The sequence below is a fragment of the Pseudonocardia alni genome (assembly GCF_002813375.1).
In the GTDB taxonomy this organism is placed as follows: Bacteria; Actinomycetota; Actinomycetes; order Mycobacteriales; family Pseudonocardiaceae; genus Pseudonocardia; species Pseudonocardia alni.
In genome coordinates this window covers 3,383,114-3,409,704 of record NZ_PHUJ01000003.1, presented here as the reverse complement: position 1 = coordinate 3,409,704, position 26,591 = coordinate 3,383,114, and the positions used below count along the sequence as shown (strand labels likewise).

General features: G+C 75.1%; 21 protein-coding genes and 1 pseudogene. 3 read left to right on the top strand and 19 right to left on the bottom strand.

The genetic code is table 11. The features are described from left to right. Positions 1 to 574: 574 nt before the first annotated feature. From ATL51_RS16870 to ATL51_RS16805, 14 genes and pseudogenes are all read right to left on the bottom strand, one after another. The gene (locus ATL51_RS16870) at positions 575 to 1,483 is read right to left on the bottom strand and encodes a DUF4328 domain-containing protein (protein WP_157818396.1); all 909 of its coding nucleotides are present in this window, start codon (positions 1,481 to 1,483) and stop codon (positions 575 to 577) included. A 123-nt stretch (positions 1,484 to 1,606) separates the two neighbouring features. Continuing rightward, entirely contained in the window at positions 1,607 to 1,936 is a 330-nt protein-coding gene (locus tag ATL51_RS16865) for a rhodanese-like domain-containing protein (protein WP_062399145.1), read from the bottom strand. Positions 1,937 to 2,372: 436 nt separating this feature from the next. Then, positions 2,373 to 3,965: pseudogene (locus tag ATL51_RS16860) on the bottom strand (solute symporter family protein); the annotation flags it as partial. Then, positions 3,962 to 4,303, bottom strand: coding sequence for a DUF485 domain-containing protein (locus tag ATL51_RS16855; protein WP_100879141.1), 342 nt, complete (start codon positions 4,301 to 4,303; stop codon positions 3,962 to 3,964). The gene ATL51_RS16855 and the pseudogene ATL51_RS16860, both read right to left, overlap by 4 nt. 216 nt (positions 4,304 to 4,519) lie before the next feature. After that, a complete protein-coding gene (locus tag ATL51_RS16850; protein WP_100879140.1) occupies positions 4,520 to 6,277 on the bottom strand; it encodes a sodium/solute symporter in 1,758 nt (585 codons plus the stop codon). Further along, positions 6,274 to 8,742 carry a DUF485 domain-containing protein gene (locus tag ATL51_RS29065; protein WP_208623006.1) on the bottom strand — a complete coding sequence of 823 codons (2,469 nt, stop codon included), beginning with the start codon at positions 8,740 to 8,742 and terminating at the stop codon, positions 6,274 to 6,276. Before ATL51_RS29065 ends, ATL51_RS16850 begins: the two co-directional genes overlap by 4 nt. After that, positions 8,739 to 9,587, bottom strand: a complete 849-nt coding sequence (locus ATL51_RS16840; protein ID WP_174525578.1) for a LytR/AlgR family response regulator transcription factor — start codon at positions 9,585 to 9,587, stop codon at positions 8,739 to 8,741. Before ATL51_RS16840 ends, ATL51_RS29065 begins: the two co-directional genes overlap by 4 nt. A 171-nt stretch (positions 9,588 to 9,758) precedes the next feature. Beyond that, on the bottom strand, positions 9,759 to 10,646 hold the full coding sequence (locus ATL51_RS16835) for a S49 family peptidase (protein ID WP_073573836.1): 888 nt from the start codon (positions 10,644 to 10,646) through the stop codon (positions 9,759 to 9,761). Positions 10,647 to 10,769: 123 nt separating this feature from the next. After that, complete coding sequence (locus ATL51_RS16830) at positions 10,770 to 11,981, bottom strand: sensor histidine kinase (protein ID WP_301549057.1); 1,212 nt, start codon at positions 11,979 to 11,981, stop codon at positions 10,770 to 10,772. Between the two features lie 32 nt (positions 11,982 to 12,013). Then, positions 12,014 to 12,892 carry a DNA-formamidopyrimidine glycosylase family protein gene (locus tag ATL51_RS16825; protein ID WP_100879139.1) on the bottom strand — a complete coding sequence of 293 codons (879 nt, stop codon included), beginning with the start codon at positions 12,890 to 12,892 and terminating at the stop codon, positions 12,014 to 12,016. An 8-nt stretch (positions 12,893 to 12,900) separates the two neighbouring features. Beyond that, complete coding sequence (locus tag ATL51_RS16820; protein WP_301549056.1) at positions 12,901 to 13,296, bottom strand: hypothetical protein; 396 nt, start codon at positions 13,294 to 13,296, stop codon at positions 12,901 to 12,903. A 152-nt stretch (positions 13,297 to 13,448) separates the two neighbouring features. After that, positions 13,449 to 14,009: a cupin domain-containing protein gene (locus ATL51_RS16815; RefSeq protein WP_100879138.1), complete on the bottom strand. Its 561-nt coding sequence runs from the start codon at positions 14,007 to 14,009 to the stop codon at positions 13,449 to 13,451. 53 nt (positions 14,010 to 14,062) lie between these two features. Further along, complete coding sequence (locus tag ATL51_RS16810; RefSeq protein WP_253068946.1) at positions 14,063 to 15,310, bottom strand: cytochrome P450; 1,248 nt, start codon at positions 15,308 to 15,310, stop codon at positions 14,063 to 14,065. Further along, positions 15,307 to 15,588 (bottom strand): DUF4326 domain-containing protein, encoded by a 282-nt coding sequence (locus ATL51_RS16805; protein WP_073573834.1) that lies wholly within the window; start codon positions 15,586 to 15,588, stop codon positions 15,307 to 15,309. The genes ATL51_RS16810 and ATL51_RS16805 overlap by 4 nt, the downstream gene beginning before the upstream one ends. Positions 15,589 to 15,712: 124 nt before the next feature. Between ATL51_RS16805 and ATL51_RS16800 the strand changes: the two genes are divergently transcribed. Continuing rightward, positions 15,713 to 16,198 carry a MarR family winged helix-turn-helix transcriptional regulator gene (locus ATL51_RS16800; RefSeq protein WP_073573755.1) on the top strand — a complete coding sequence of 162 codons (486 nt, stop codon included), beginning with the start codon at positions 15,713 to 15,715 and terminating at the stop codon, positions 16,196 to 16,198. 2 nt (positions 16,199 to 16,200) lie between these two features. Next, complete coding sequence (locus ATL51_RS16795) at positions 16,201 to 19,014, top strand: MFS transporter (RefSeq protein WP_100879137.1); 2,814 nt, start codon at positions 16,201 to 16,203, stop codon at positions 19,012 to 19,014. A 69-nt stretch (positions 19,015 to 19,083) separates the two neighbouring features. Here the strand turns inward: ATL51_RS16795 and ATL51_RS16790 are convergent, their stop codons facing one another. Together ATL51_RS16790 and ATL51_RS16785 are read right to left on the bottom strand one after the other, a co-directional pair. Next, positions 19,084 to 20,892 carry a gamma-glutamyltransferase family protein gene (locus ATL51_RS16790; RefSeq protein ID WP_100879136.1) on the bottom strand — a complete coding sequence of 603 codons (1,809 nt, stop codon included), beginning with the start codon at positions 20,890 to 20,892 and terminating at the stop codon, positions 19,084 to 19,086. Positions 20,893 to 20,931: 39 nt separating this feature from the next. Next, on the bottom strand, positions 20,932 to 22,659 hold the full coding sequence (locus ATL51_RS16785; RefSeq protein WP_100879135.1) for a TM0106 family RecB-like putative nuclease: 1,728 nt from the start codon (positions 22,657 to 22,659) through the stop codon (positions 20,932 to 20,934). 156 nt (positions 22,660 to 22,815) lie between these two features. On the opposite strand from ATL51_RS16785, the gene ATL51_RS29470 reads away from it, so the two are divergent. After that, complete coding sequence (locus tag ATL51_RS29470) at positions 22,816 to 23,703, top strand: DUF6474 family protein (RefSeq protein ID WP_100879134.1); 888 nt, start codon at positions 22,816 to 22,818, stop codon at positions 23,701 to 23,703. A gap of 273 nt (positions 23,704 to 23,976) precedes the next feature. On the opposite strand, the gene ATL51_RS16775 is transcribed toward ATL51_RS29470, so the two are convergent. The 3 genes from ATL51_RS16775 to ATL51_RS16765 are packed head-to-tail and all read right to left on the bottom strand — an operon-like array spanning position 23,977 to position 26,575. Further along, the gene (locus tag ATL51_RS16775; RefSeq protein WP_100879133.1) at positions 23,977 to 25,380 is read right to left on the bottom strand and encodes a dihydrolipoyl dehydrogenase family protein; all 1,404 of its coding nucleotides are present in this window, start codon (positions 25,378 to 25,380) and stop codon (positions 23,977 to 23,979) included. A 53-nt stretch (positions 25,381 to 25,433) separates the two neighbouring features. Continuing rightward, positions 25,434 to 26,093, bottom strand: a complete 660-nt coding sequence (locus ATL51_RS16770) for an SDR family oxidoreductase (protein ID WP_100879132.1) — start codon at positions 26,091 to 26,093, stop codon at positions 25,434 to 25,436. A gap of 26 nt (positions 26,094 to 26,119) precedes the next feature. Then, the gene (locus ATL51_RS16765) at positions 26,120 to 26,575 is read right to left on the bottom strand and encodes a DUF4442 domain-containing protein (RefSeq protein WP_073573749.1); all 456 of its coding nucleotides are present in this window, start codon (positions 26,573 to 26,575) and stop codon (positions 26,120 to 26,122) included. Positions 26,576 to 26,591 lie beyond the last annotated feature (16 nt).

Sequence of the window (26,591 nt, the reverse complement as noted above, 5' to 3'; positions counted from 1 at the left end):
CACCGGCACGCCGTCGCCGTACGCACCGACGGGCTGGCCGCCGTACTGGGGCCGCTGTTCTTCGACCCGCGGATCCGCTCGGCGGCCCTGCTCGACGTGGACAGCGGGATGGTCCTCGACGTCTGCGGGCTCGACACCGCCGTCGGACGGACGGGCCGGGGCGTCCCCGCGGCCCACGACCACCGCGACGAGGTCCGCGGCGCGGCGCACGCCGAGCTCGTCCGGATCGCGCTGGCTCTCGCCCCGAACGCGGGCGGGCGGCTCGGGCTCGTCCTGGAGGCGGGACCGGACCGGCACGTGCTGCGCACCGTCGCCGACCCGCACGGCGGGCGGCTGGCCCTGTCGGTGGTCGTGCGCGGCCCCGACCGGGCCGTGCGGCGGGTCCGCAAGCTGCTGGAGGAGGTCTCCGACGCCGCGCTGACCGCGGGCCCGTCGACGGCGGTCCGCCCCGGCTCGGCGGGCTGGGCGGCCACGCCCGTCGCTCCCGCGCCGCCGCCGGCTCCCCCGACACCCGCACCGGCACCCCCACCGGTGGTGCGGCCGGACGCCCCCCGGGTGCCGGCTCCGCCCGGGTTCAGCCCGCCGGGTCCGCCGCCGTGGTCGGGACCCGTGCCGCCGTCGGCGCTGCCTGCGGGTCCGCCGCTCCCACCGGGACCGCCGGCTCCGCGCCGGCCGTACCCGCCGTCGCCGACACCAGCAGCTGCCGGGGACCCTGCGGCCGCGTCGCCAGCAGAGCGGTGAGCAGGCGGACGACCCGGATCGTGCGCCACGCCGTGACCGCGGCGAGCACGTCGGCCCAGGCGTGCAGGACGACCCCGTCGGCCAGCGCCTGGGTGCCGGTGCGGAACCGCCAGACCAGGACGACCGCGCCGAGGACCACGCACGCCGCCCACAGCGCCCACCAGACCAGCAGCTCCCGCGACGGCGACGGCCGCCGTTCCGGCGGCAGGTCCAGCGCGGCGTGCTCGGTCTCGGCCAGCAGCGAACCGGGCGCGACCAGGTTCCAGCCGGGCACCACCCAGCCCGCGACGACCCACCGGCGGCTTCGCCAGGCGCGCGTGCCCGCGCGGTCCGCGGCGGCCCGGTAGGTCCACAGGCTCCACGAGATCATCAGCACCCCGGCGGCGATCGTCGCCACCACCGAGGACCAGCCGCCGAACCACACCAGCGCGTCGGAGACGCCGACGGCCTCCGGGGACAACGCGTCGGACCGGCTGAACAGCAGGAGCACGTACCGCCACACCTCGGCGACGGCGGCGACCCCCGACACGACGACGACCACCCACAGCACGGGCACGAGCTGCGCGGCCAGCGCGCGGGCCCGGTCGACCGGCCGGAGCGGGCCCTCACCAGGGACCGGCGCGATCCGCCAGGGCCCCACCGGGAGGCCCCAGCGCGGGACGGCGCGGTAGCGGGGCGGGCCGGCGTAGCGGTCCCGCCGGGCCGTGGGCTCGGCGGCCGGCCCACCGGGCGTCGTCGCCACCCAGTCCAGGGCGGCCAGGTACCGGCCGCACCACGGGCAGAACGCACCCCCTCCGGGGGGCGCCGTCCGGCCGCAGCGCGGGCACGGCGGGCCCGGCCGTCGGGACGCCGGCGCGGACACGGGTCAGGCGATCCGGGGGGCGCTGCCGTCGTCGGTCACGACCGTGCGGCCCTGGGCGGCCCAGTCCTGCATGCCGCCCTCGACGTTCACCGCCGGGAAGCCCTGCTGGGCGAGGTAGGCGACGACCCGGGCCGACCGGCCACCGGAGCGGCAGACGACGTAGAGCGGGTCGTCGGTGGGGACCTCGCCCATCCGGCCGGCCAGCTCGGACATCGGCAGGTGACGGGCGTGCGGGGCGTGCCCTGCGGTCCACTCGTCGAGCTCGCGGACGTCCAGCATCGGGGCGTCGGCGGGGAGATCGGACACGCTCACGGCGGGAACCGGGTCGGACATGGCGCCATCCTGCCACGCCGCCCCGTCAACCCGCCGTGAGCGGCGCGGGTCAGCGGCCGTCGTCGCGGTAGAGCGACCCGTGCGGGATCGTCACCTCGTTCGGGTCCAGCGGCGGCTGGACGGCCCGGTATCCGCCGGTGCCCTGCGCGGGGCGGTACCCGCCGGTGCCCTGCGGCCCGGGCCTGCGCCCGGTCCCGAACAGGTCCGGACGCCCGTCGGCCCCGACCGCGGGCTGGGTGCCGGTCAGCCCGGTGTTGCCGAACAGCTCGCCGGCCTGGCGGCTGGTCTGCGGACGCTGCTGCCCCGGGTTCGGCCGGGGCTGCGGGCGCGGCTGCGAGCGGTGCCGACCGGAACCCTCGGCCCCGCGCCGGGGGATCCCGATGAGGTCCTCGGCGGGCACGGCGGTCGGCTTCGGCGCCTCCTTCGGCGCGGTGGTCGCGCGCACCGCACCGGCACCGGTGAGCGAGCGGACCTCCATCTCGGCGTAGCGGGCGGCGTTGAACCGTTCGCGGCCACCGAGGAAGGTGCCGATGATCCCCAGGGCGAAGGACACCGGGATCGACACCAGACCGGGGTTGGACAGCGGGAAGAACGCGAAGTCCGCGTTCGGCACCATCGAGGTCGGGGACCCGGACACGGCCGGGGAGATCACGATGAGGCCCACGCAGACGATCACTCCGCCGTAGATGCTGCACAGCGCGCCGGTCGTGTTGAACCGCTTCCAGAACAGCGAGAACAGGATGGTCGGCAGGTTCGCCGACGCGGCGACGGCGAACGCCAGCGCGACCAGGAAGGCGACGTTCTGGCCGTTGGCGACGATCCCGCCGCCGATCGCGACCAGGCCGATGACCAGCGCGGTCGTCCGGGCGACCTTCACCTCGGACTCCGGCGTCGCGTTGCCGCGGCGGAGCACGTTGGCGTAGACGTCGTGGGCGAACGAGGCCGACGCGGTGATCGTCAGACCGGCGACGACCGCGAGGATCGTCGCGAACGCCACCGCCGAGATGAGGCCGAGCATGATCTCGCCGCCGAGCGCGTAGGCCAGCAGCGGCGCGGCGTCGTTCTGGTTGGCGCGGGTGATCGTCCCCGGCGGCAGCAGCGCCGTCGCGCCGTAGCCGAGCACCAGCGTGAACAGGTAGAAGATGCCGATCAGCCAGATCGCCCAGACCACCGAGCGCCGGGCCTCCTTGGCCGAGGGCACCGTGTAGAAGCGCATCAGGATGTGCGGCAGGCCCGCGGTGCCGAGCACCAGCGCCAGCCCCAGCGAGATGAAGTCGATCTTGTTCGTGTACTGCAGGCCCGGGTTGAGGATGGCCTCGCCGCGCTCGGAGTTCTCGGTGGCCTGCTCCAGCACCGCGGACAGGTTGAACCCGTAGCGGCCCAGCACCCAGGTCGTCATGACCGCGGCGCCGGTGAGCAGCAGCCCGGCCTTGATGATCTGCACCCAGGTGGTGCCCTTCATGCCGCCGAACAGCACGTAGACGACCATCAGGCCGCCGACGACGACGATCACCAGCGCCTGCGACAGCGTGTCGGTCTTCGGGATCTGCAGCAGCAGCGAGATCAGCCCGCCGGCCCCGGCCATCTGCGCGATCAGGTAGAAGAGCGAGACGACCAGCGTCGAGGTCGCCGCGGCCGCGCGGACCGGGCGCTGGCGCATCCGGAACGCCAGGACGTCGCCCATCGTGAAGCGGCCGGTGTTGCGCAGCAGCTCCGCGACGAGCAGGAGCGCCATTAGCCAGCCGACGAGGAAGCCGATGGAGTAGAGGAAGCCGTCGTAGCCGTAGAGCGCGATGGCCCCGGCGATGCCGAGGAACGAGGCCGCGGACAGGAAGTCACCGGCGATCGCGGTGCCGTTCTGCGGGCCGGTGAACGCGTGGCCGCCGGTGTAGTAGTCGGCACGCGTGGCGTTCGTGCGGCTGACCCGCAGCACGATCATCAGGGTCACGATCACGAACAGCAGGAAGAACCCGAGGTTCGCGGCGACCGAGCCGACCGACTCGGCCTGGGCCAGTACCGACGTGGTCATGCGCGGACCTCCGCCTGCTCGACCCGGGCGCGCAGCTCGGCGGTCGGGCCGTCGATCTCACGCTCGGCGAACCGGACGTACAGGGTCGTGATCAGGAACGTGGAGACGAACTGGCCGAGGCCGACGAGCAGCCCGACCGTGATCGTCCCGACGACCCGGATGGACATGAAATCTGGGGCGTAGCTGGCGAGACCGACGTACGCGAGGTACCAGGCGAGGAAGATCGCGGTCATCGGGAACACGTAGCGCCGGAGTCGGCTGCGGTACGCCCGGAACTCGGGACTCGCCTGGATCTGCTGGTAGATCGTGCCGGCCGAGCGCTCTGCGGGGCTGCTCATGGCGCCGGTTCCTTTCGGGTCGTGCTGCGGGGAGCCGGGCCGCGTCGTGGCCGGGGGACCGCGGCGCGCCCCCGGGGGACACACTTCACCCGGAACAACGACGGGGTATCGCATCGGGGAACGTCGTTGCGTGCCGTTACCGACGAAGAACCCCGGTCCGGAGGAATCGACCCGTCCGAACGGTCACGCTGTGTAGACCCATTCGGGGGAGACCCGTCAGGCCCTGTCGTCCAATCGGTCCCGCATGAGACCCAGTCGTTCGGGTGCGTGCAGGCGCAGCAGCACCTGGCCGGCGTCGGCGGGGCGGCGCGCGCGGGTGAAGTTGGAGACCAGCGCCATCGTCGCGAACGCCAGCGGCACGCTGACGATCGCCGGCCGGTACAGCAGGACCCCGATCCAGCCGGCCGACGTGCCGAGCCCGGAGACGTCGGCGCCGGCCAGCGCGGCGACGACCGCCCCGGCCGACACCACCCCGCCGACGACGACCCCGGCGATCGCGCCGACGTCGGTCAGCCCGCGCCACCAGATGCCCAGCACCAGCAGCGGGCAGAACGTGGACGCGGCGACGGCGAACACGAGCGCGACGGCCTCGGCGAAGTTCAGGCCGGTCGGCACGAGCGCGACGACGGTCGGCGGCACCCCGGCGAGCACCGTCGCCAGCGGGAAGCGCCGGGTCATCCGGCCGTGGCGGGGCAGCACGTCGGTGGACACGACGCTGGCCAGGCTGACCAGCAGGCCCGACGCCGTCGACAGGAACGCGGCCCACGCCCCCGCGGCGACGAGGCCGCCCACCAGCGCACCGAGCAGCCCGCTGCCCAGGATCGCGGTCGGGAGCAGCAGCACCGCGGCGTCGGTGCGGCCGGTGACCAGCAGCTGCGGGGTGTAGACCCGCGACAGCACGCCGAGCAGGGTCACCAACAGGTAGAAGCCGCCCAGCATCGCCAGGACGAGTACGGCGCTGCGCCGGGCCGCCCGGCCGTCGGAGTTGGTGTAGAAGCGGCCGAGCACGTGCGGCAGGCCCATGGTCCCGAGGAACGTGGCGAGGATCAGGGAGTAGGTCGCGAGCAGCTGGTGCTGCTCGGAGCCGGTGAACGGGCGCAGCCAGCTCTCGTCGTCGGTGGGGGCGCCGCGGGTGACCGGGACCGGGTCGCCCGCCGCGAAGCGCAGCTCGGTCCCGGCGGTGACCTCGTGGGTGGACCCGGCGACCCAGCGGAGCGGGCCGTCGACGGCCTGCCCGTCGACGGTGCCGCGGGCGACGACGTCGACGGCCAGCCGCGCCTCCAGCGTCACCGGCGTGCCGACCGAGACGGTCGTGGGCTCGCGGAACTCCGGCGGCTCGTCGCGGGCGAAGGTGTGGCCGTCGCCGAGCCACACGGCCAGGCCGATCACGGCGGGCACGGCGAGCGCGGTCAGCTTGAACCAGTACTGGAACGCCTGCACGAACGTCACCGACCGCATCCCGCCGAGCGCGACGGTGGCGACCACGATCACCCCGGCCGCGCCGGAGCCGATCCAGTCGGGCAGACCGGTGACGATGCCGACGGTCAGCCCGGCGCCCTGCAGCTGCGGCAGCAGGTAGAGCCAGCAGATGACGATGACGACGGCCGCACACACCTTGCGCAGCACCGGCGAGGCGAGCCGGGCGTCGGCGAAGTCGGGAACGGTGTAGGCGCCCGACCGGCGCAGCGGCGCGGCGACGAACAGCAGCAGGAACAGGTAGCCGGCGGTGTAGCCGACGGCGTACCAGAGCGCGTCGACGCCCTGGACGAGGATCAGCCCCGCGATGCCGAGGAACGACGCCGCGGACAGGTACTCGCCGGAGATCGCGCCGGCGTTGAGCCGAGACGGCACCGACCGGGACGCGACGAGGAAGTCCGAGGTCAGCCGGGTCCGGTGGGCGACGGAGCCGATCACGGCGGACGCCACCGCCACCAGGACGATCGCGACCAGCGACAGGATCGCGGTCAGGCTCATCGATCGGCCACGTCGTCGGCGAAGTCCTGTTCCGCCGCCTCCGCGGAGCTCACGTACCACCAGCCCAGGCCGAGCAGGAACGGGTAGACGAGCACGCCGAGCAGGAGCCAGGGCAACCGGATGCCGAGCACCTCGACCTGACCGATCACCGGGACCGCGATGAACAGCGCGGGCAGCACGCCCAGCCCGATCAGCGCGACGACGCTGACCCGGAGCGCGAGCAGCAGCTGGGTGCGGACCAGTGAGTTGCGCAGCAGGGTGCCGACGGCGCCGGGGTCCTGCACGTCGGACAGCCCGCGCGAGGACTGCGCGGTCGAGCGGCGTTCGGAGAGCACGACGCGGACGCGCCCGGCGCCGGGCCCCGCGCCGTCGGCGTCGTCGAGCTCCTCGACGGCCGCGGGCGGGTCGGTCGGCTCCGCGGAGAACGGGCGCGGGCGGGCCCCGGTGTAGGGCGCCGCGGCGGCCGGGGCGAACGGCTCCGGACCGGGCTCGGCCGAGGGCTCGGGAGCCGGGGCGACGCTGTCGACCTCGGGGGCGCGCCAGATGACCTCGGTGCGTTCGAGGGGGCCGCCGCGCAGCTCGTCGAGCTCCTCGTCGAGCTCGTCCTCGTCGGGGAGGTCGTCGTCCAGCTCGTCGTCGGCACGGTCGGCGGAGTCCGCGAGGCGGTACGGCACCGGTGCGACGGGGCCGCGCCGTCCCGCCGCGGACCAGCGGGTGGGGACCGGACGGGTCTCGGGGGACTCCTCGGGGCGCGGCCGGTCGGCCGGTGCGACGACGGTCGTGTCCCCGGTCCCGGTACGGGCCGGGATCCCGGCGTGGGCCGTGCCGTGGGTGTCGGCCGTGTCCGGGCCGCGGGCCGTGTCGGTGCGGGTCGCACTGTCCGTGACGCCTGCCGTGCCGGTCGCGCCCGCGGTCCCGGGGGCGCCGGTCGTGTCGGTGGTGCCCGCCAGGAGCGCGCTGCGGTCGGGGGACCAGGTGTTCGACCACGACGTCGCGCCCGGGACGCGCTGGGGCAGGCCGGAGCCGCCGCTCGAGGGGGGCCACTGCTTCCCGCTGTCGGCGACGCCCGGTGCCGGGGTCACGCCCGGGGCGGACGGCCAGCCGTCGCCGGGGCGCACACCCTCCGGGGCGTAGGGATCCGGCACGAGGTTCGCGCGGGTCCGGGCCGGGCGGGAGCGGGTGGGGTGGAGCGGCCGGACGTCGCTCTCACGCGCGTCGGGGTCGTCGGGGGCGTCGGAGTCGCGGGCGTCCGGGTCGCGGACGTCGGGGGTGCGGACGTCGGGGGTGCGGACGTCGGGGGTGCGGACGTCGTCGCGCGGGGCGCCGTCGTGCCGGGTGTCGTCCTGCGGGCGCGGGTCGGCCGGGGCAAGGGCGGCGAACGACGGCGCGGCGGCCCCGGCGGTCCCGGCCGGGTTCGCGACGCCACGGGCGGCCGCACCGCGGGGCGGGTCGCCGTGGTCGGGGGCCGGAGCGTCGTGGTGGTCGGGCTGCCCGCTGTCCCGCGGCCGCGTCCCGGCCGGGTCGACGCGGGCGTGCCGGCCGGTCCCCCCGGCCCGGTCCGCGACGCGACGGGCGATCTCGGCCTGGAGCCAGCCGGCGCCGCTGTCGTCGGCGGGTTCCTCGACCGCGCGGCGGGCCCGGCGGGCGGCGCGGCCCCCGGTCGCTGCGGTCGCGTCCCGGTCGGCGACGGTCCGGTCGCCGGACGTCGGGTCGACGGCGGGTGCAGGCGCGGCCGGAGCAGCACCCCCGCTGCGCGCAACGGCCGCCGCGGGCCCCGGTCCAGCGGTCGGTTCCGGGCGGGCGGTCGGTTCCGGGCGGGCGGTCGGTTCCGGGCGGGCGGTCGGTTCCGGGCGGGCGGTCGGTTCCGGGCGGGCGGTCGGCCGGGGGCCGGTTCCCGGCACGGAGCCGCCACCGGCGCGGCCGGACCCGGACCGCTCGGGGCCGGACGCACCGGCGACCGGCCGAGCCGAGCCGGAGGAGGACCCCGGAGCCGGACGGTCGGACGGGGTGCCACCGGCCTCCGACCGCGCCGGCGCGGGCCGCCCCCGGTCGTCGGGCGCACCGGACCCCGGCACCGGGCCGTGCGGCAACGCGGCGGACGCTCCCCCGGACCCGGGCGCGCCGTACCCGCCGACCGGCCGCGGGTGCGGACCGGACGCGAACGAGCCACGCGGCTGCGCCGGGATGGCGTTCCCGGACGGCTCCGGCGCGAGGGCGACACGGCGGTTGCGGTGCTCGAGCGCCGGGTTCCAGGCGTCGAGACCGGCGACGGCACCGTCGGGGTACGGGCGCGACCGTGCGGGGTCCGGACGCCCCTCGGGCGCGGCGGAGGCCTGGTCCGCTCGGGACCCGGCGGCCGTCGCGTCGGGTTCGGTGCCGGGCCGGTCGGACCCGTCGAGATCGTCCGCGGCCCGGTCGGACTGCGGACGCACCGACGGCGAGACGCCGCCGGTGGACCTGCTCACCTCTGGCTCCACGCCTGCTTGGTCGCGCGGACGAGGCGGTCCTTCAGCTCACGGGTGTGCCGACGGCTGACCGGCAGCTCCGCGGTCTCCGGGCCGGATCCGATGCGCACGACGTAGCCGGACCCGGCCAGCCGCAGCTCGGTGACCAGCGGCAGCGCCACCAGGAACGAGCGGTGGATGCGCACGAAGCCGGCGTCGCGCCAGCGGTCCTCGAGCACCGACAGCGGGATCCGGACGAGGTGACTGCCCTCGGTGGTGTGCAGCCGGGCGTAGTCGCCCTGCGCCTCGACGTAGCGTACGGCGGACCGCGGTACCAGCTTCGTGGTGCCGGCCAGCTCGACGGGGATGACCTCGTCGTCGCCGCCGGTCTCCTCGCGCACGGTCTCGACCGGCCCGCTGCGACGGGTCGACAGGATCCGGTCGAGTGCGGCGGAGAGGCGCTCGGTGCGCAGCGGCTTGAGGAGGTAGTCGATCGCACCGACGTCGTAGGCGTCGACCGCGCGGTCGTCGTGCGCGGTGACGAAGACGATCGCCGGCTGCACGGCCATGTTCTGCAGCACCCGGGCCAGCTCCAGGCCGTCGAGACCGGGCATGCGGATGTCGAGGAACACGGCGTCGATGTCGGTCTGCTCGGCGACGTCCGCGCCGCCCCCCGCGCCGGCTCCCGCGGCCGCCCCGGCCCGGCGGCCGTTCAGGATGCGCAGGGCCTCGGTGGACTCGCCGGCCTTGAGGACCGTCGCGACGCGCGGGTCCTCGTCGAGCAGGAAGGCCATCTCCTCGAGCGCGGGCTGCTCGTCGTCCACCGCGAGAACGACCAGTCCGCGAGTGGTGTCGTTGCTGTCCACGATCTCCTCATCCTGCTTCCGGGCCTGCGCCGGGAAGCCCATCCGCTCGATGATCGCCCGGCGCCGCGACCATGGTGACGTGCCGACGCGCGTGATGCCAGGGCACGAACCGGATCGGTGACCGGCCGGACACGGGGTGCAGCGCGGCCGTGGTACGCACGGTCACCGGTGTCACAGCCCGTAACGGGCCCACGCCGCCCGCGTCTCGAGGGCGGAGAACAGCTCGTGCCCGGCCCCGGCGATGCCGCCGGAGAGGCCGGCCCGGGCCGCGGACCCACCCGCGCCGAGGCGGGCGAGCAGCGGCCTGCGCTGCTCCACCGGGCGCTGCTCGGCGTCGGGGAAACGTTCGGTCAGGACGTCGTGGGCACCGCCGATGCCGTCCACCAGGCCCAGCTCGCGGGCCCGCTCACCCAGCCACACCTCGCCGTCGAACAGCTCGGTGTCGGTCGCGAGCCGGTCGCCACGCCGCTCGCGCACCCATCCGGTGAACCGGTCGTGCAGCTGTTCCTGCAGGCCGGTGAGCCAGGCGACGTCCTCGGACCGCTCGGGCAGGAACGGGTCCAGCCGCGACTTCGACCCGCCCGCGGTGTGCAGCCGCCGGGAGACACCCCACCGCTCGATCAGGCCGTCGAGCCCGAACCCGGCGCTGATCACGCCGATCGAGCCGACGATCGAGGTGGAGCAGGCGTAGATCTCGTCGGCGGCGCAGGCCAGCCAGTAGCCACCGGACGCGGCGACGTCCTCGCAGAACGCGAGCACCGGCACGTCCTTCTCCGCCGCCAGCGAGCGGATGCGGTCCCCTATCAGCTGGGACTGGGTCGGCGAGCCGCCCGGGGAGTTGATCACCAGTGCGACGGCGGCGAGCCGCTCGGGCGCGAACGCCCGTTCCAGCACCTTCTCCATCGAGGAGAGGTTCAGCACCTGCCGCGGTACCGGCGCGGCCTGGGCGCTGATGACGCCCTGCATCCGCACGACCGACACCACCGGAGGGCCGACCGACTCACCCAGCCTGCCGGGCAGACGGGAGGTCACCGCCGCGGGAATACGCAGGACGTCCATGCCGTCCCACCGTACGCGCGAGCACAGGGTGACGTGGTGTGACCGGATCGGCACAGCTCGCGACCACTCATGTCACCCGTACGGCCCAGCGGATCGCCGGAGGGTCCCACGGATGCCCGCCGGTCAGGCCCGGATGCCCGCCCGGAACTTCGGGACGCGCAGCGTGATCTTCATACCGGCGCCGATGTTGGTGTCGACGACGAGGCCGAAGTTGTCGCCGAAGGCCGAGCGCATGCGGTCGTCGACGTTGCCGAGGCCGACGTGCGCGCCGGAGAGGTGGGCGTCGTCGAGATCCTCGTTGAGCCGGGCCGGGTCCATGCCGACGCCGTCGTCCTCGACGACGATCACGCACTCCGACCCGGCGTTCTCCGCCCGGATGGTGACGGTGCCGCCGTTGGGCTTGCCGGACAACCCGTGCCGGACCGCGTTCTCCACCAGCGGCTGCAGCGCGAGGAAGGGCAGGACGACGTTCTGCACCTCCTGGTCGATCTGGAGCTTGATGTTGAGCCGGTTCCCGAAGCGGGCCTTCTCCAGCCGGACGTAGCGCTCGATGTTGTTCAGCTCGTCGAGCAGCGTCGTGTACTCACCGGCCGAGCGGAACAAGTACCGGGTGAAGTCGGCGAACTCGATGAGCAGCTCACGGGCGCGCGCCGGGTCGGTGCGGATGAACGAGGCGATCGTGGTGAGCGCGTTGTAGACGAAGTGCGGCGAGATCTGGGCGCGCAGGGCGCGGACCTCGGCGCGGTTGAGCCGCGCCCGGGAGTCGTCGAGCTCGGCGAGCTCCAGCTGGCTGGACACGTAGCGCGCGACCTCGCCGGTGGCCCGCAGCACCGGGGGACCCGCCGTCGACGGGGTGAGCGCGGCGAGCGTGCCGATGATGGTGCCGTCGCTCTCCAGCGGGACGACGACGATCCCCCGCACCTCGCAGCCGGGCTGGTTGCACTTGATGGAGGTGTGGCTCATCAGCTCCATCCGGCCGGTCCGGACGACCGTGTCGGCGAGCGTCTGCACGTCCTGCTGGTGCTGGTCGGCGGTGCCGTCCCAGCCCAGGACCGTCCCGCGGGAGTCGGTCATCGCCATCGCCGTGGTCTCCAGCAGCTGGCGCAGATACGGCAGCGCCTGCGACGCCGAGCGCGACGACAGCCCCTCGCGCAGCACCGGCGCGGCCAGCGCGACCGTGTGCAGCGCGGAGAACGTGGCCTTGGCCAGCGGCGAGACCATCGTGTTGCGCCGGTTGCGCTGCCACAGGAAGAAGAACACCGCGACCACGCCGACGACGACCGCCACCACGAGCAGCAGCGCCATGGACGGGGTGAGCGTGGTGGATCCGTCCACGACTGCGAGCACCCCCGTTCCCGCGCCCGCCACTAGCGCACCAACCGGGACAGGCGGCGGTCGGCGAGCGGTTTCCCCCCGGTCTGGCAGGTCGGACAGTACTGGAACGATCTCTCCGCGAACGACACCTCGCGCACGGTGTCGCCGCAGACCGGGCAGGGCAGTCCGGTGCGGGCGTGCACCCGCAGCCCCGAGCGCTTCTCCCCCTTGAGCTCCGCGGCACCCTGGCCGACCGAGCGGGCCACCGCGTCGGACAGCACGGCGTGCAGCGACTCGAACAGGGTGTCCCGGGCGGCGGCGTCGAGCCGGGACGCCGTGGCGTAGGGCGACAGGCGCGCGGTGTGCAGGATCTCGTCGGAGTAGGCGTTGCCGATGCCGGCGAGCGTGGACTGGTCGACCAGCAGCGTCTTGAGCCTGCGGTTGTCACCGTCGAGCAGCTCGTCGAGACCGGCCCGGCCCAGCTCCAGCGCGTCCGGCCCCAGCTTCGCGATGCCCGGGACCTGCGCCGGGTCCTCCACCAGGTACACGGCGAGCCGCTTCTGGGTGCCCTGCTCGGTGAGGTCGAAGCCCGGCCCGCCGACCTGGTCGAGGTGAACCCGCAGCTGCAACGGGCCGCGGCCCGGCTTGGGCGGGGTGACGCCCGCCGTGGTGTGCCAGCGCAGCCAGCCGGCCCGGGACAGGTGCGTGACCAGGTGCAGCGGGCCGGTGTCGGGGCGGTCGTCGAAGTCGACCGACAGGAACTTCCCGAACCGCGACGCCCCGGTCACCACCCGGCCCACCAGCGCCGACACCGGTGGGTCGAACGTCTTCAGCGCGCTCATCGAGGCCAGGTCCACCCGGGCCACCGGGCGGTACACGGCGTGCTCACGCAGGTGGTGGGCCAGGGCCTCCACCTCGGGCAGTTCGGGCACCGCGACTCCTAGTTGATCGGCTGCAGCGGGCTGTCCGCGTGGCCGGGCGTCGAGCGGTTCTTGAGGCTGCGCACGACCACCTTGGTCTCCTCGCGTGCGGTGGCGAGCCCGCGCACCATGCCCGTCCACTTCTCCGGGGGCAGGTCGTAGCCGCCCTGGGTCTTCGCGGTGATCGTGAACGGCCTGCGCAGCAGCCAGCGGAACGGGAAGAAACCCAGTCCGACGATGACGACGAGCCAGTAGAACCAGGGGAAGACCACCCCGCCGGGCACCCAGACGACGAGGACCAGCCAGAAGAACACCAGCGTGCCGAGGATCAGCACGACCGCGCCGTTACCCGCGTCGACGTCGTGCTCGAACTCGTCACCGACCGCCGGCGTGGTCCACTCGATCCGCCGGCTCACCTGCCATTCACGGTAGTCCGCCGCGATGACCGTCTTCGTCGTCAAGGTGTCCGCTCCCCTGCCCCGGTACCGCCCACGATGTTCCCACAGGGGGCCGACAGAACCGAGTACCCGCGCGCGGGCCACCCGGCGGTGCGGGGCCGCGCGGGGTCTCAGCAGGCGGGTTCGACGGGCTCGCGTTCGGGGGCGCCGGGGGCCAGCAGCTCCGAGCGGGTCAGCACGACCGGGTCCGGGCCGTCGTTGCGCAGCTCGTTGGGCCTGCCGTCCTCCAGGAAGAACGCCTCCCCCGGGCCGAACGGGCGCGGCTCGCAGGAGTCGGCGCGCTGCACGGTCACCGTGCCGGACCGCACGACGGTGATCACCGTGCCGGGGTGGCGGACCCAGCCGCTCGCCTGGCCCGGCTGCAGCACCTCGGTGCGCACGAGAAGCTCGGCGGGACCGGGCGTGGAGATGTCGACGGGGCGGTCCAGGCGGCCCACCGCGTCGGAACCCGCCTGGGCCGCGGTCACACCGGGAACCTCGGGGCCACCGGGGGCGGCCGCGGAGGTGGTCGGCGCCGCGGACCGGTCGGCCGGGACGATCTCGACGGTCGTCCCGTCGGAGGGTGCGGCGTCGGACTCGTGGCCGAGCTGCCCCGGCTGGGCACACCCCGCGAGCAGGGCGGCGGTCGCGACCAGCAGGGCCGGTCCGAGAAGGTGACGGGCGAGCGGCACGGGCGGTGTCCCTCCGGGCGCGATGCGTGATCGCACCGCACGCTAGTGGCCGATCACCACGCGAGCGGCAGCCGGGTCGTCCCGTTGATGAAGTTGGAGGTCAGCCGGCGCACCTCCCCGTCGAGCCGGGCCGGCGGCAGGCGCAGGAACGCGGCGAGGAAGGCCCGCATCTGCATCCGGGCGAAGTGCGCGCCCAGGCACAGGTGCGGCCCCTGCCCGAACGCCAGGTGCTCGTTCGGGGAGCGGGTGATGTCGACGGTGTCCGGGTCGGCGAAGCGGCGCTCGTCGCGGTGCGCCGAGCAGTGGTAGACGACGACCTTGTCCCCCGCCGCGATCTCCGCCCCGTTCAGGACGTGGTCGCGGGTGGCGGTCCGGCGGAACGTCAGCACCGGCGGGTGCCAGCGCAGGATCTCCTCGATCGCCGACGGCAGCAGACCCGGTTCCGCGCGCAGGCGGGTGTAGGCGTCGGGGTGCCCGACGAGCGCGAGCACCCCGCCCGGCAGCGCGCTGCGCACCGTGTCGTTGCCCGCGATGACCAGCAGGAAGAAGAACATGTGCAGCTCAGGGCCGGTGAGTGCGCGGCCGTCGACCTCGGCGTGCACCAGCGCGGTCATGACGTCGTCGTCGGGCTCGGCGCGCTTGCGCTCGGCGAGGGCGTCGGCGTAGCCGAACATGTCGGCCAGCGCGGCCGGGGAGCGCGGGTTCACCGGCGGACCCTCGGCCGCGTGGTCCGGGTCCTGGTAGCCGATCACCCGGTTCGTCCAGTGCAGCAGCATCGGGCGGTCCTCGACCGGCACGCCGAGCAGGTCGGACAGGTTCTGCAGCGGGAACTCGTCGGTGACCTGCCCGACGAGCTCGCAGCCGCCGTCGTCGCGCACGGCGTCCAGGAGCGCGTCGGCGCGGCGCTGCACCGTGGCGGCGAACCCCTCCAGCCGACGACGCGTGAACGCCCCGGTGACCAGCGTCCGCAGCCGGACCTGCTCCGGCGGGTCCATGTTGAGCACCATCCGGCGCAGGAACGGCAGGTCGGCCGGGTCGGGGTCGCGGATCTGCGTCGCCCCGAGCGACGACGAGTAGTCGGCCGGGCTGCGCAGGACGTGCCGGACGTCGTCGTAGCGGGTGACGGCCCAGAACCCGGGTCCGGCCGGCCACGGGCCGACGGCGTGCTCGTCCTGCCAGGAGACGGGCGCGGCGTCGCGCAGCAGCCGCAGCGCATCGTGCGGCACCCCGCGGGCGAACACGCGCGGGTCGAACACATCGGTGTCGATCTCGTCCGGGTCGACCCCATCGGGGCCGCTCACCGGTTCGCCACCTCGATCAGCGTGTCCGCGTGGCAGGGCACGTCCTCGGCGCACCAGCAGCACAGGTCCTTGCCCGCGAGTTCGACCCGGGCCCGTTCGACCAGGTCGGGGCGCTCGTCGAGCAGCCAGCGGCGGTGCGCGGCGATGGCCGGTGCCCGCCCCATCTCACGCACGTCGAAGGGGTTGCCCCACGGTCCGGGCCGGGTGACGAGCACCGCGCCGTCGGGTTTGCGCCACCCCTTCGTGCGACGCAGCCGGATCCGCTGTGGAGTGCTCACGAACCGCACCGTAATCAGGTGGCGCAGCTCACGGCCAATCGCTTTGCATTGCGCAACGCATCGGCGCATGCTTGCGCGAGTCAACTAGTTGCGTGATACATGCACTACCGAGAGGGGGTCCGCGATGAGCACCGCACACGCTGCCGCCGCCGAGCCCGCCGACGCCGACCTGGAGCTCGCCGACTCGATCGTCCGGGAGCTGTTCCTGCTGGTCCGCCAGGTGAAGCGGTCCGGTGAACGGCACCGCCCCGAGATGATCGTCGACATGGCCGCGTACCACGTGCTGGCCCATCTCCACTTCGGCGGCCCGCAACGGGCCGGCGAGGTCGCCGCCACCTTCCACTCCGACCCCTCCACGATCAGCCGACAGGTGTCCGGCCTGGTCAAGGCGGGTCTCATCGAGCGGCGCGCCGACCCCGGCGACGGGCGCGCCTCCCTCCTCGCCGCGACGGACGAGGGCGTCCGCGTGATCGAGACCGAGCGACGCCGTCGCGCGCACGTCATCGCCACCGTGCTGGCCGCGTGGAGCCCCGACGACCGGCAGGCCCTCACCGGACTGCTCGGCCGCTTCCTCGACGACTACCAGACCTTCGAAGCACAGGAGTCCTGAGAATGTCCACCGCTGCCGCCAGTGCGCAGCGCCCCGTCGCCACCTCCGGCGACGGCGAGCTGACGCACCGGCAGATCCTGACCGTCCTGGGTGGACTGATGCTGGGCATGTTCCTGGCCGCCCTGGACCAGACGGTCGTCTCGACCGCGATCCGCACCATCGCCGACGACCTGTCGGGCCTCAACCTGCAGGCGTGGGCGACGACGGCCTTCCTCATCACCAGCACCATCACCACGCCGCTGTACGGCAAGCTCTCCGACATCTTCGGCCGCAAGCCGCTGTTCATGACCGCGATCACGATCTTCCTGATCGGGTCCGTGGCCTGCACCCTGGCCTGGTCGATGTACTCCCTGGCCGCGTTCCGCGCGCTGCAGGGCCTCGGCGCCGGCGGCCTGATGTCGCTGGCGCTGACGATCCTCGGCGACATCGTGCCGCCGCGCGAACGTGCCCGGTACCAGGGCTTCTTCCTGGCCGTGTTCGGCACCTCGAGCGTGATCGGCCCGGTCATCGGCGGCCTGCTGTCCGGTGTGGACACCATCGTCGGCATCGACGGGTGGCGCTGGATCTTCCTGGTCAACGTGCCCATCGGGCTCGTCGCGCTGGTCGTCGTCCAGCGGGTGCTGAACATCCCGCACGTCCCGCGGCCCGCACGGATCGACTGGCCCGGCGCGCTGGCGCTGGCGCTGTGCCTGGTGCCGCTGCTGATCGTCGCCGAGCAGGGCCGCGAGTGGGGCTGGGGCTCCACCTCGTCGATCGTCTGCTACGTCATCGGTGGCGTCGGCCTGCTGCTGTTCCTGCTGGCCGAGCGTGCCTACGGCGACGCCGCGCTGCTGCCGCTGCGGCTGTTCCGCACCGGCATCTTCTCGCTGTCCGCGGTGCTCAACCTGCTCATCGGTATGGCGATGTTCGGCGGCATCGCGCTGCTGCCGCAGTTCCTGCAGATCGTGCACGGCGCGACGCCCATCGAGGCCGGCTTCATGATGCTGCCGCTGGTCGGCGGGATCATGGTCGCGTCGATCCTCTCCGGCCAGCTGACCTCCCGCACCGGCCGCTACAAGATCTTCCCGGTGATCGGCACCGCGTTCATCACGATCGCGATGGTGCTGCTGTGGCAGACCGTCACGCCGTCGATCCCGATCTGGCAGCTCGACCTGACCATGGCCCTGCTGGGTCTCGGCCTGGGTCTGTGCATGCAGACCCTCGTGCTCGCCGTGCAGAACGCGATGCCCGCCCGCGACATGGGTGTCACCACCTCCTCGGTGACGTTCTTCCGGCAGATGGGCGGCACGCTGGGCACCGCGATCTTCCTGTCGGTGGTGTTCTCCACCGCCGGCGACAAGATCGCCGACGCCATCCGCGCCGCGCTCGGCACGAGCTCGTTCCGGGCCGCGCTGACCGACCCCGCCGTCGCGGCCGACCCGGCCAACGCGCAGGTCGTCGGGGCGCTGCAGTCCGGTCAGGCCGGCGGCCTGTCCACCTCGGTGCTGGCCGACTCCTCCTTCCTGCAGCGGATCGACCCGCGGCTGGCCGCACCGTTCCAGGAGGGCTTCACCAGCGCGATGACGCTGGCGTTCTTCATCGCGGCCTGCGTGATCGCGGTGGCCTTCGTCCTGGTGCTGTTCGTCAAGGAGCTGCCGCTGCGCACCATGTCCGGTGCGCAGGCCGCCCGGGCCGAGGCCGCGGGCGAGGGTGCCGCCGCCGCGTCGGTCCCGACAGAGGCGCTCGGGACGGTCGCCCCGGCCCCCGCCCCGGCCGGGCGGGTCGACGGCGGTGGGCGCGGAGCGGACATCGCGCCGCCCACCACGCCGCTGCCCGTCGTCGCCCGGCAGGAGCCGCCGCACCCGGCGCCCCGGCCGAAGCCCCAGCCGCGTCCGCACAACGGCACCGTCGGTGACGCCGCCGCGGCCGCGGGCCTGGACCACCTGCACTCCACGGGCGGCGACGGCCCGGCCGTCACCGGACGGGTCCAGGGCGGCGCCGGCGCGCCGGTCCCCGGGGCGGTCGTCACCGTCACCCGGCTGTCCGGCGACCAGGTCGGTCGCACCACGACCGACGACGACGGCCACTACCGCATCGCCGTCGACCAGCCCGGACGCTTCCTGGTCGTCGCGGCCTCGTCGACGCTGCCGCCGCACGCCGCGACCGTCTCGGTCGGCACCGAGCCGGTCCGCCACGACGTGCGGCTGTCGGTCAGCAGCGGCATCCGCGGCACCGTGCTCGACGCCGCGGGCACCCCGCTGCCCGGGGTCACCGTCTCGCTGATCGACCACGGCGGCGACGTCGCCGCGGCAGGCCGATCCGGTGAGGGCGGCCGCTGGGCGCTCGACGGCGTCCCGGCCGGGCGCTACACGCTCACCGCCGCCGGCGAGGGCGTCGACCCGGTGGCGGTCGGCGTCGAGGTGCCCGGCTCCGGCACGGCGGTCCAGGACCTGCGGCTGCCGCAGCGCTCCCGGCTCACCGGCCGGGTCACCGCGGCGCCCGACGGGCACCCGGTGGCGCACGCACTGGCCACGCTGATCGACGCCGAGGGCGCCGTCGTCGGGTCGCGGCTGTCCGGCCCGGACGGGACCTTCGCGTTCGAGGGCCTGCCCGCGGGCAGCTACACCCTCGCGACCAGTGGCTACGCCCCGGTCGCGAACGTGGTCGCTCTCGAGCCGGGCCGGGTGACCCACTCCGACGTGGAGTTCCCGCTCCCGCTCGACGGGCAGGCGTCCAGGAACGGCGCCGCGTCCCCGACGGTCGACGGCAACGGGCTGCAGAACGGCCGGCACGTCCGGGAGGGCGAGCAGGGTCTGCGGGGCGAGGCGCACCGCTGACCCACCCGTCCGTGTTCCACGTGGAACGCCCCGGCTCCCCCGTCACGGGAGGGCCGGGGCGTTCGGCGTCTACAGCGCGATCGCCGCGCCCACCCCCGACCGCGGGTCGACCGCGGCGTGCAGCGTCCCCCGCCCGCCGCCGCCCGGGACGGCGACCCCGGTCCCGACCGCGCACATCCGGCCCAGGGCCCAGGCACCCGCGTCCTCCACGACGTGCCCGCGACGGGTCAGCCCGGCGAGGGTGCCGGCCCCGAGCCGCGACTCGACGACGAGCCCGTGCGGCTCCCAGCCGCGCGGCGCGAAGGACGCGGGGAACGCCGTCGAGTGCCAGGTCGGTGCGTCGATCGCGGCCTGCAGGTCCAGCCCGCCGTGCATCAGTGCGAGCAGGAAGGCGAGCTGCCACTGGTCCTGCTGGTCCCCACCGGGCGTCCCGAAGGCGAGTGCCGGCTCGCCGTCGCGCAGCGCCAGCGACGGCGACAGCGTCGTGCGCGGCATCCGCCCGGGCGCCAGCGTGCTCGCGAGCCCCTCCTCCAGCCAGAACATCTGGCCGCGGGTGCCGAGGCAGAAGCCCAGCGCCGGGATCGTCGGCGACGACTGCAGCCAGCCCCCCGACGGCGTCACCGAGATCATGTTCCCGGCGGCGTCGACGACGTCGACGTGCACCGTGTCCCCGCGGGCGACGCCGTCCCGCGACACCGTCGGCTCGCCGGTGCCCGGCCCCTCCGTCCCGGAGCCGCGCCCGGCGCCCGGGGTCGCCGCGTAGTCCCCGATCCGGGGCGTGCGTCCGCCCGGCGCACCGGGTCGCAGCCCGCCGTCCGAGGCCGGGCCGATCAGGCCCCGCCGGTCGTCGGTATAGGCGTCGGAGAGCAGATCGGCGAGCAGGTCGGGGGTCGCACCGTCGCCGTACCAGGCCTCCCGGTCGGCGAAGGCGAGCTTCGCGGCCTCGGCGGCGGCGTGCACCGTGTCGAGGGTCGCGACACCGCCGGGCAGCTCCAGGTCCAGGCCCGCCAGCAGCCGCAGCTGCTGCAGCAGGACCGGTCCCTGCGACCACGGGCCGCACTTCGCGACCGACCAGCCGGACCCGGCGTCGGCGACGAGCGCGTCCTCGTAGTGCGCCGACCAGCCGGCCAGGTCGTCGGCGGTGAGCAGGCCGGTGTGGTCGCGCCCGGTCTCGTCCCGGACCGGGGTCGCGGCGAACCGGCCGATCTCCTCGGCGACGAACCCGCGGTACCAGGCGTCGCGGGCGGCGTCGATCCGCGCCTCCCGGCTCGGGCCGACGGCCTCGTCGAGCAGCCGGCGCCAGGTCGCGGCCAGCACGGGCAGCCGCAGCAGCTCGCCCGCGGCGGGGACCCGTCCGTCGGGCAGCCAGGTCGCCGCCGACGACGGCCAGTGCGTGCGGAAGTGGTCGGCGACCGTGCCGATGGCCGCGGGCACCCGCGGGACCAGCGGGAACCCGCCCGCGGCGTAGCCGAGCGCCGGCGCGAGGACATCGGCGAGCTCCCAGGTGCCGTGGTCACGGAGCAGGGTCAGCCAGCCCTCCCAGGCCCCGGGGACCGTCGCCGGGAGCAGGCCGGTGCCGGGGACGATCGTGCAGCCCAGGTCGCGCAGCCGGTCGGCCGTCGCGGCGGCCGGTGCCACGCCCTGGGCGCACAGCACCCGCGGGACGGGGTCGGTCGCGGTGACGAACACGGCGGGCAGCTCACCTCCCGGCCCGCACAGGTGCGGCTCGACCACCTGCAGCACGAACCCGCAGGCGACGGCGGCGTCGAAGGCGTTCCCGCCCCGCGCCAGCACCGTGGCCGCGGCGGCGGTGCCGAGATGGTGGGTGCTGCTGACCGCGCCGTGCGGCCCGATCCGGTCGTGTCCTCTGGGTGCCACGACCCGGATCCTCACACGCTCGCGTGTGCCCCGCGGACCTCAGGCGAGGTCGCGCAGCTCGCTCACCAGCGGAACCTCCAGCACCCGGTCCGAGGACATCCACTCACGCAGCGCCCGGGTGGCCAGCACGTCGTCGGTGTTGTAGCCGAGCAGCCGCTCCCGCTGGACCGGGTCGGGCTCGCCGCCGTCGAGCGCGACGGCGTCGCGGTACCAGCGCATGGAGTTCTCCCCACCCGCCTCCGGGTCCCGCCAGGAGAACCCGGCGGCGGGAGCGATCTTCTTCAGCCCCTTGCCCTGCGAGCACAGGAACCAGGTGGAGACCACGCCGTAGAGGTCCACCCAGCACGGGTCCGCGACGAACGCGCGCACCTCGGCCTCGGTCGGTACCCCGGGCATCCCGGCGAACCGCTGCGCCGAGGCGATCATCCAGCGGTTCTCGGCCTGCTCGTTGTAGCAGTAGGCGGCGAACGTGCGCCCGGACGCGAGCGTGGCGGCGCGCAGGCCCGCGAACCACGTCCAGAACTCCCCGAACGAGCGCCCCTCGTCGCGGGTGGGCAGCGGGTCCCAGGTCGCGAACGCCCGGTAGCCTGGCTCCGGGTCCCCGTCACGCGCACCGCCGGGCAGCGTCAGCAGCGCACCCCACAGGTAGGCCCCGGACTCGCCGAAGCTCTCCATGTCGACGTCGACCTCGACGTCGGCGCGAGTGACCGGCACCCGCGGCACCCGGCGGGCGACGGCGAGTCCCCGGCGGCGCGCACGGGCCAGCGCCACGAGGTCGGTGAACGGCGGCCCGGGCAGGGGGCCGGTCAGCTCGGCGGGCGGGTCCGCCGGGTCCAGCCCGGCCAGCCCCGCGACGGTCGCGACGCCCGACTCCCGCAGCAGCCGCGCCGTCTCGCCGTGGGCGACCAGGCTGACGTCGTCGACCTGCTCCAGCTCGGCCTCGCACGTCGGCCACCAGGGGCAGCGGCGGCACTCGGTGATCCGCGACGGCGCCGCGAGCGCGGGCCCGCCGGTCGCCGCGGCCCGGGCGACGGCGGCCCGGTCGGTGAACCGCGCGTCGTACTCCTCCAGCGTGGACCGGCCGCCGGGCCAGTGCCCGGCCCGCAGGTCGTGCCAGACGACCACGTCGGCGTCGAGCCCGATCACCCCGCCGAGCCGCGGGGCCGACTCCGGCGGCGCCCAGCCCGCGGCCTCGAGCAGCCGGGTCAGCTGGGCCAGGGCCAGCAGGTCGCGCGGCTGGGAGCGGACCTTGCGGTCCGGGTCGTGCCGGGCGCGCTGCGGCCACGGGTCGGTGACGGCGGTGGTGCGCGCACCCTCACCCGGATCGGTGATCCGGCGGCGCACGACGAGCAGCGGGACGTAGCCCCCGGTGGGCGTGCGCACGAGCAGCTCCGCGGTGCCGCGCCGGTCGCCGTCGACGGGCAGTACCGCACCCCAGACCAGCGGTGCACCGGCCGCGACGAGCTCGGCCGTGCGCTCCGCCCGGGCCGCCCGCGGACCGGCGCCGGTCCCCGTCGGCCCGGCCATGCGGTCCGGCCAGGTACTCGCCCAGTCCGCACCCCAGGTGCGCGCGAGCAGCTCGCCGATCCGCACCCGGTGCGCCGCCGCATCGGCCCGTCGCTGTTCGATCGCCGGGTCCGGCAGCGCCCGCGGCCGCTCCGCCGCCGACGGGTCGTGGTCCAGGTGCACCCGGCGGCGGCACCCGCTCAGCGCCGCCGCGTCCAGCAGGACACGGGGTGCGGTACGCGGTCCGGTCGAGGTGCTCACGGCTCCCGAGGGTAGAGACCACCCCCGACAGGAACGGATCCGCGTGACGCCCCGTTCCCCCACCCGGGTGGTGTCGGTCCTGCGCGTGCGGTGGGCGGGGCCCTAGGCTGCGTCGACACGGCGATCATCTGCCGAGCCGACCCGGGAGGACACGACATGGGACTGCTGCGCAGGAAGCCGAGCGCGGGCGAGCGCGCCGCGGCGGCGACCAGGGAGGCGGCGGTCGACGCGTCGGAACGGGTGCAGTCGGCCACGGTCCAGACCCTCGAGTACACCCGCGAGACCGCCGACAGGGCCGCCGAGAAGCTGCACCAGCGCGCGGTGAGGGCCCGGAAGAAGGCCGAGGCGGCGTCGCGGCGGGCGGAGAAGGCCGGCCGCCGGGCCGCGCGCAGCACGCGTCGCGCCGTCGGCGAGGGCACCGCCACCGCGAACAGCCTGCTGAGCTCGGCCGACCTCAAGGCCCGCTCGGCCGACCGGAAGGTCGCCAAGGCGGCGGCGAAGGCCGACGCGGGCGCCCGCAAGGCCGAGGCGAAGGCCGCGCGCGCCGCGGAGAAGGGCAGGCTCAAGAGCGAGAACCTGGCCGCCAAGCAGGCCGAGCGCGACCGCGTCGCCCGCGAGTGGAACGCCAAGAAGGTGCAGCGCTACCTCGGCGTGGCCAAGATCGTCGCGCCGCTGCTGGCGCCGTACGCGATGGCCGCGGCCGGGTCGCTGCGCCACCGTCTCGACGACCACCGGTCCCGCCGACTCGGCGTGTCCCCGGACGAGCTGGGCGGCTACTCCGGCCCCGGCGGACGGCTGCACGCACGGCTGTCCCGGATCGCGCGCACCATCACCGAGCTGCGCGAGGACGGGACCGTCGAGCGAGACCAGGCCGCGAAGCGGTTCGCCGACGAGACCGAGCCGCGGCTGCACGACCTCGCCGCCGCCGTCCGGGCCGCGGAGAACATGCCGGCCGCCCGCCGCAAGGCCGCGTACCGCACGGTGTCCGCCGACCTGGACCGCATCGAGGTCCGCCTGCTCGACCACCTGGGCGTCCGCTCCTGACCCGTCTCCGTGGGCCCGGCCCCGGGCCCACGGAGACGGTCGGCCCGCGCGGTACCGATGCGCGCTCCGCCTGCGCTACGCGCGGTACCGATGCGCGCTCCGCCTGCGCTACGCGCGGTACCGATGCGCGCTCCGCCTGCGCTCCGCGCGGTACCGATGCGCGCTCCGCCTGCGCTACGCGCGGTACCGATGCGCGCTCCGCCTGCGCTCCGCGCGGTACCGATGCGCGCTCCGCCTGCGCTACGCGCGGTACCGATGCGCGCTCCGCCTGCGCTACGCGCGGTAGGTCTCCAGCAGCCGCAGCCACACCTCGCTGATCGTGGGGAACGCGGGCACGGCGTGCCACAGCCGGGCCAGCGGCACCTCACCGACCACGGCGACCGTCGCCGCGTGCAGCAGCTCGGCGACCCCGGGCCCGACGAACGTGACCCCGAGCAGCACCTCCCGCTGCGGGTCGACGACGGCGACCACCCGGCCGGACCAGTCGTCCGCGGTGAGCGAGGACCCGGCGACGGCGATGTCCATGTCGACCACCCGCACGTCGAGCCCCTCGGCGCGGGCGGCCGCGGCGGTCCGGCCCACCCAGGCGACCTCGGGATCGGTGAACACGACCTGGGGCACCGCGTGGTGGTCGGCGGTCGCCGCGTCCTCGCCCCAGGCGGCGTCGTCGAGCGGGCGGCCCGCGGCGCGTGCGGCGATCGCGTGCGCGGCGATCCGGGCCTGGTACTTGCCCTGGTGGGTGAGCGGGGCCCGCCCGTTGACGTCGCCGACGGCGTAGAGCCAGTCCCCCGCGGCGAGCCCCGAGTCGTCGACGACGATCTCGCCGCGCCGCCCGAGGCCCACCCCGGCCGAGCCGAGGTCGAGCCCGTCGGTGGCCGGACGGCGCCCGGTCGCGACGAGCAGCCGGTCCACCTCGACCTCGTCCCCGCCGCCGACCAGCACCGTCGCGTCCCCGTTCCGGCGCACCTCGTCCAGGCCGGTGCCCAGCCGCAGGTCGACGCCGGCCTCCCGCAGCCCGGCCGCGACACGCTCGGAGGCCTGCGGCTCCGCGCCCGGCAGCACCCGGTCGCCGTGGTTGAACAGCGTGACCTGCGCGCCCAGCCGGGCGTGGGCCAGCGCCATCTCGCAGCCGACGACGCCGCCGCCGAGCACGCCGAGCCGGCGCGGGACCTCCCTCGCCGAGGTCGCCTCGCGCGAGCCCCAGTACTCGACCGTGTCCAGCCCCGCGACGTGCGGGACGACCGGCACGCTGCCGGTCGCGACGACGACGGCGTGGCGCGCGGTCACCACGGTCTCGGTGCCGTCGGCCGCGGTCACGACCACGCGCTTCTCCCCGGCCAACCGGCCCCGGCCACGCAGCACGGCGGCACCGGCGCCCTCGGCCCACCGCACCTGGCCGCTGTCGTCCCAGTCGGAGGTGAACGTCGTGCGGCGTTCGAGGACCTTCGCCGGGTCGAACTCGGCCCGCACGCCGGGCAGCCGCCGGGCGTCGGCGACGGCCTGCGGGGTGCGCAGCAGTGCCTTCGACGGGATGCACGCCCAGTACGAGCACTCCCCGCCGACCAGCTCGGCCTCCACCAGTGCGGCGGACAGGCCGGCGTCCACCGCGTAACCCGCAGCGTTCTCACCGACCGGGCCCGCCCCGATCACGACGACGTCGTAGCTCTGCTCGCTCATGGCACCGAGCTTCCCGCTTCGGGGCCTTCCCATGTCACCCCGGCGCCGGGCTGTCACCCCAGGGCGGCGACCGCGTCCCCCAGCTCGGTGTCGCCACCGCGCAGCTCGAGGGTCAGGCCCGCCGACTGCGGAGCCGTGAGCAGCGCGGCGACGGTCGCGGCGGTGTCGTCGCGGGTCACGTCGCCGTACTCCACCGGCGGCGGGGCCAGCACGACCCGGCCGGTGCCCGGGTCGTTCGTGAGCCTCCCCGGCCGCAGGATCGTCGCGTCGAGCCGGCTGTCGGCGCGGACCGCCTCCTCGGCGGCCTTCTTCGCGCGGATGTAGGCGGCCCAGACCTCGCCGCGCTCGGGGTCCGGCTCGGCGTCCACCCCGGTCGAGGAGATCAGCACGTAGCGGCGGATCCCGGCGGTCGCGGCGGCGTCGGCGAGCAGCACGGCGCCGTCGCGGTCGACGGTCTCCTTGCGCTCCACCCCGCTGCCCGGCCCGGCGCCCGCCGCGAAGACGACGGCGTCGGCGCCGGTCAGGTGCCCCGCGAGGTCCGTCGCGGAGATCTTCTCCAGGTCCGCCACGACCGGGCTCGCCCCGGTGGCCGCCACGTCGTCGGTGTGGTCGGGGTTGCGCACGATCGAGCGCACCGTGTGTCCCTGCCCCGTGAGCAGCGTGGACAGTCGCAGCGCGATCTGTCCGTGTCCTCCGGCGATCACCACGTCCATGCGGCCACGCTAGGCCGGACGGCCGCTCACCGCCTGTTCGGCTTGAGCGTCCAGACGATCGTCATGGCCCCGGTCTGCACACCCTGGGCGTCGGTGATGGTGACGTCGACGGCGAACTCCGGGCGCGTCCCGGCGTCGAGCTCGGCGAGCACCTCACCGGCCGGACGGGTCAGCACCGCCTCGGCGCGGAGGTCGCCCTTGGCGAGCTTGAGGTAGCGGATCTCGGACCGGACGACCAGCGGCACGGCCCGGTCCCCGGCCGAGGCGAACGCGGCCAGGCCGACCGCGCCGGAGGCGGTCTCGCCCAGTCCGAACATGACCGCGGCGTGCGGCCCGCCGACGTGGTTGTGCTGGTCGGACCGGTCGGGGAGGAACGCCTCGACCCGGTCGGTCGTGATCGACCCGAAGGTGATCCCGGCGGTGCCCACCCACGGCACCGCCTGCGTCATCGCGTCGGCCACCCAGCTCGCGTCATCAGCCATGACCCGACCCTACTCG

Bases quoted from the DNA above. Each gene is read 5' to 3' on its own strand.
- ATL51_RS16865 (WP_062399145.1), bottom strand. From the start codon at position 1,936: ATGTCCGACCCGGTTCCCGCCGTGAGCGTGTCCGATCTCCCCGCCGAC.
- ATL51_RS16855 (WP_100879141.1), bottom strand. From the start codon at position 4,303: ATGAGCAGCCCCGCAGAGCGCTCGGCCGGCACGATCTACCAGCAGATC.
- ATL51_RS16850 (WP_100879140.1), bottom strand. From the start codon at position 6,277: ATGAGCCTGACCGCGATCCTGTCGCTGGTCGCGATCGTCCTGGTGGCG.
- ATL51_RS16835 (WP_073573836.1), bottom strand. From the start codon at position 10,646: ATGGACGTCCTGCGTATTCCCGCGGCGGTGACCTCCCGTCTGCCCGGC.
- ATL51_RS16800 (WP_073573755.1), top strand. From the start codon at position 15,713: ATGAGCACCGCACACGCTGCCGCCGCCGAGCCCGCCGACGCCGACCTG.
- ATL51_RS16795 (WP_100879137.1), top strand. From the start codon at position 16,201: ATGTCCACCGCTGCCGCCAGTGCGCAGCGCCCCGTCGCCACCTCCGGC.
- ATL51_RS29470 (WP_100879134.1), top strand. From the start codon at position 22,816: ATGGGACTGCTGCGCAGGAAGCCGAGCGCGGGCGAGCGCGCCGCGGCG.
- ATL51_RS16775 (WP_100879133.1), bottom strand. From the start codon at position 25,380: ATGAGCGAGCAGAGCTACGACGTCGTCGTGATCGGGGCGGGCCCGGTC.
- ATL51_RS16770 (WP_100879132.1), bottom strand. From the start codon at position 26,093: ATGGACGTGGTGATCGCCGGAGGACACGGACAGATCGCGCTGCGACTG.
- ATL51_RS16765 (WP_073573749.1), bottom strand. From the start codon at position 26,575: ATGGCTGATGACGCGAGCTGGGTGGCCGACGCGATGACGCAGGCGGTG.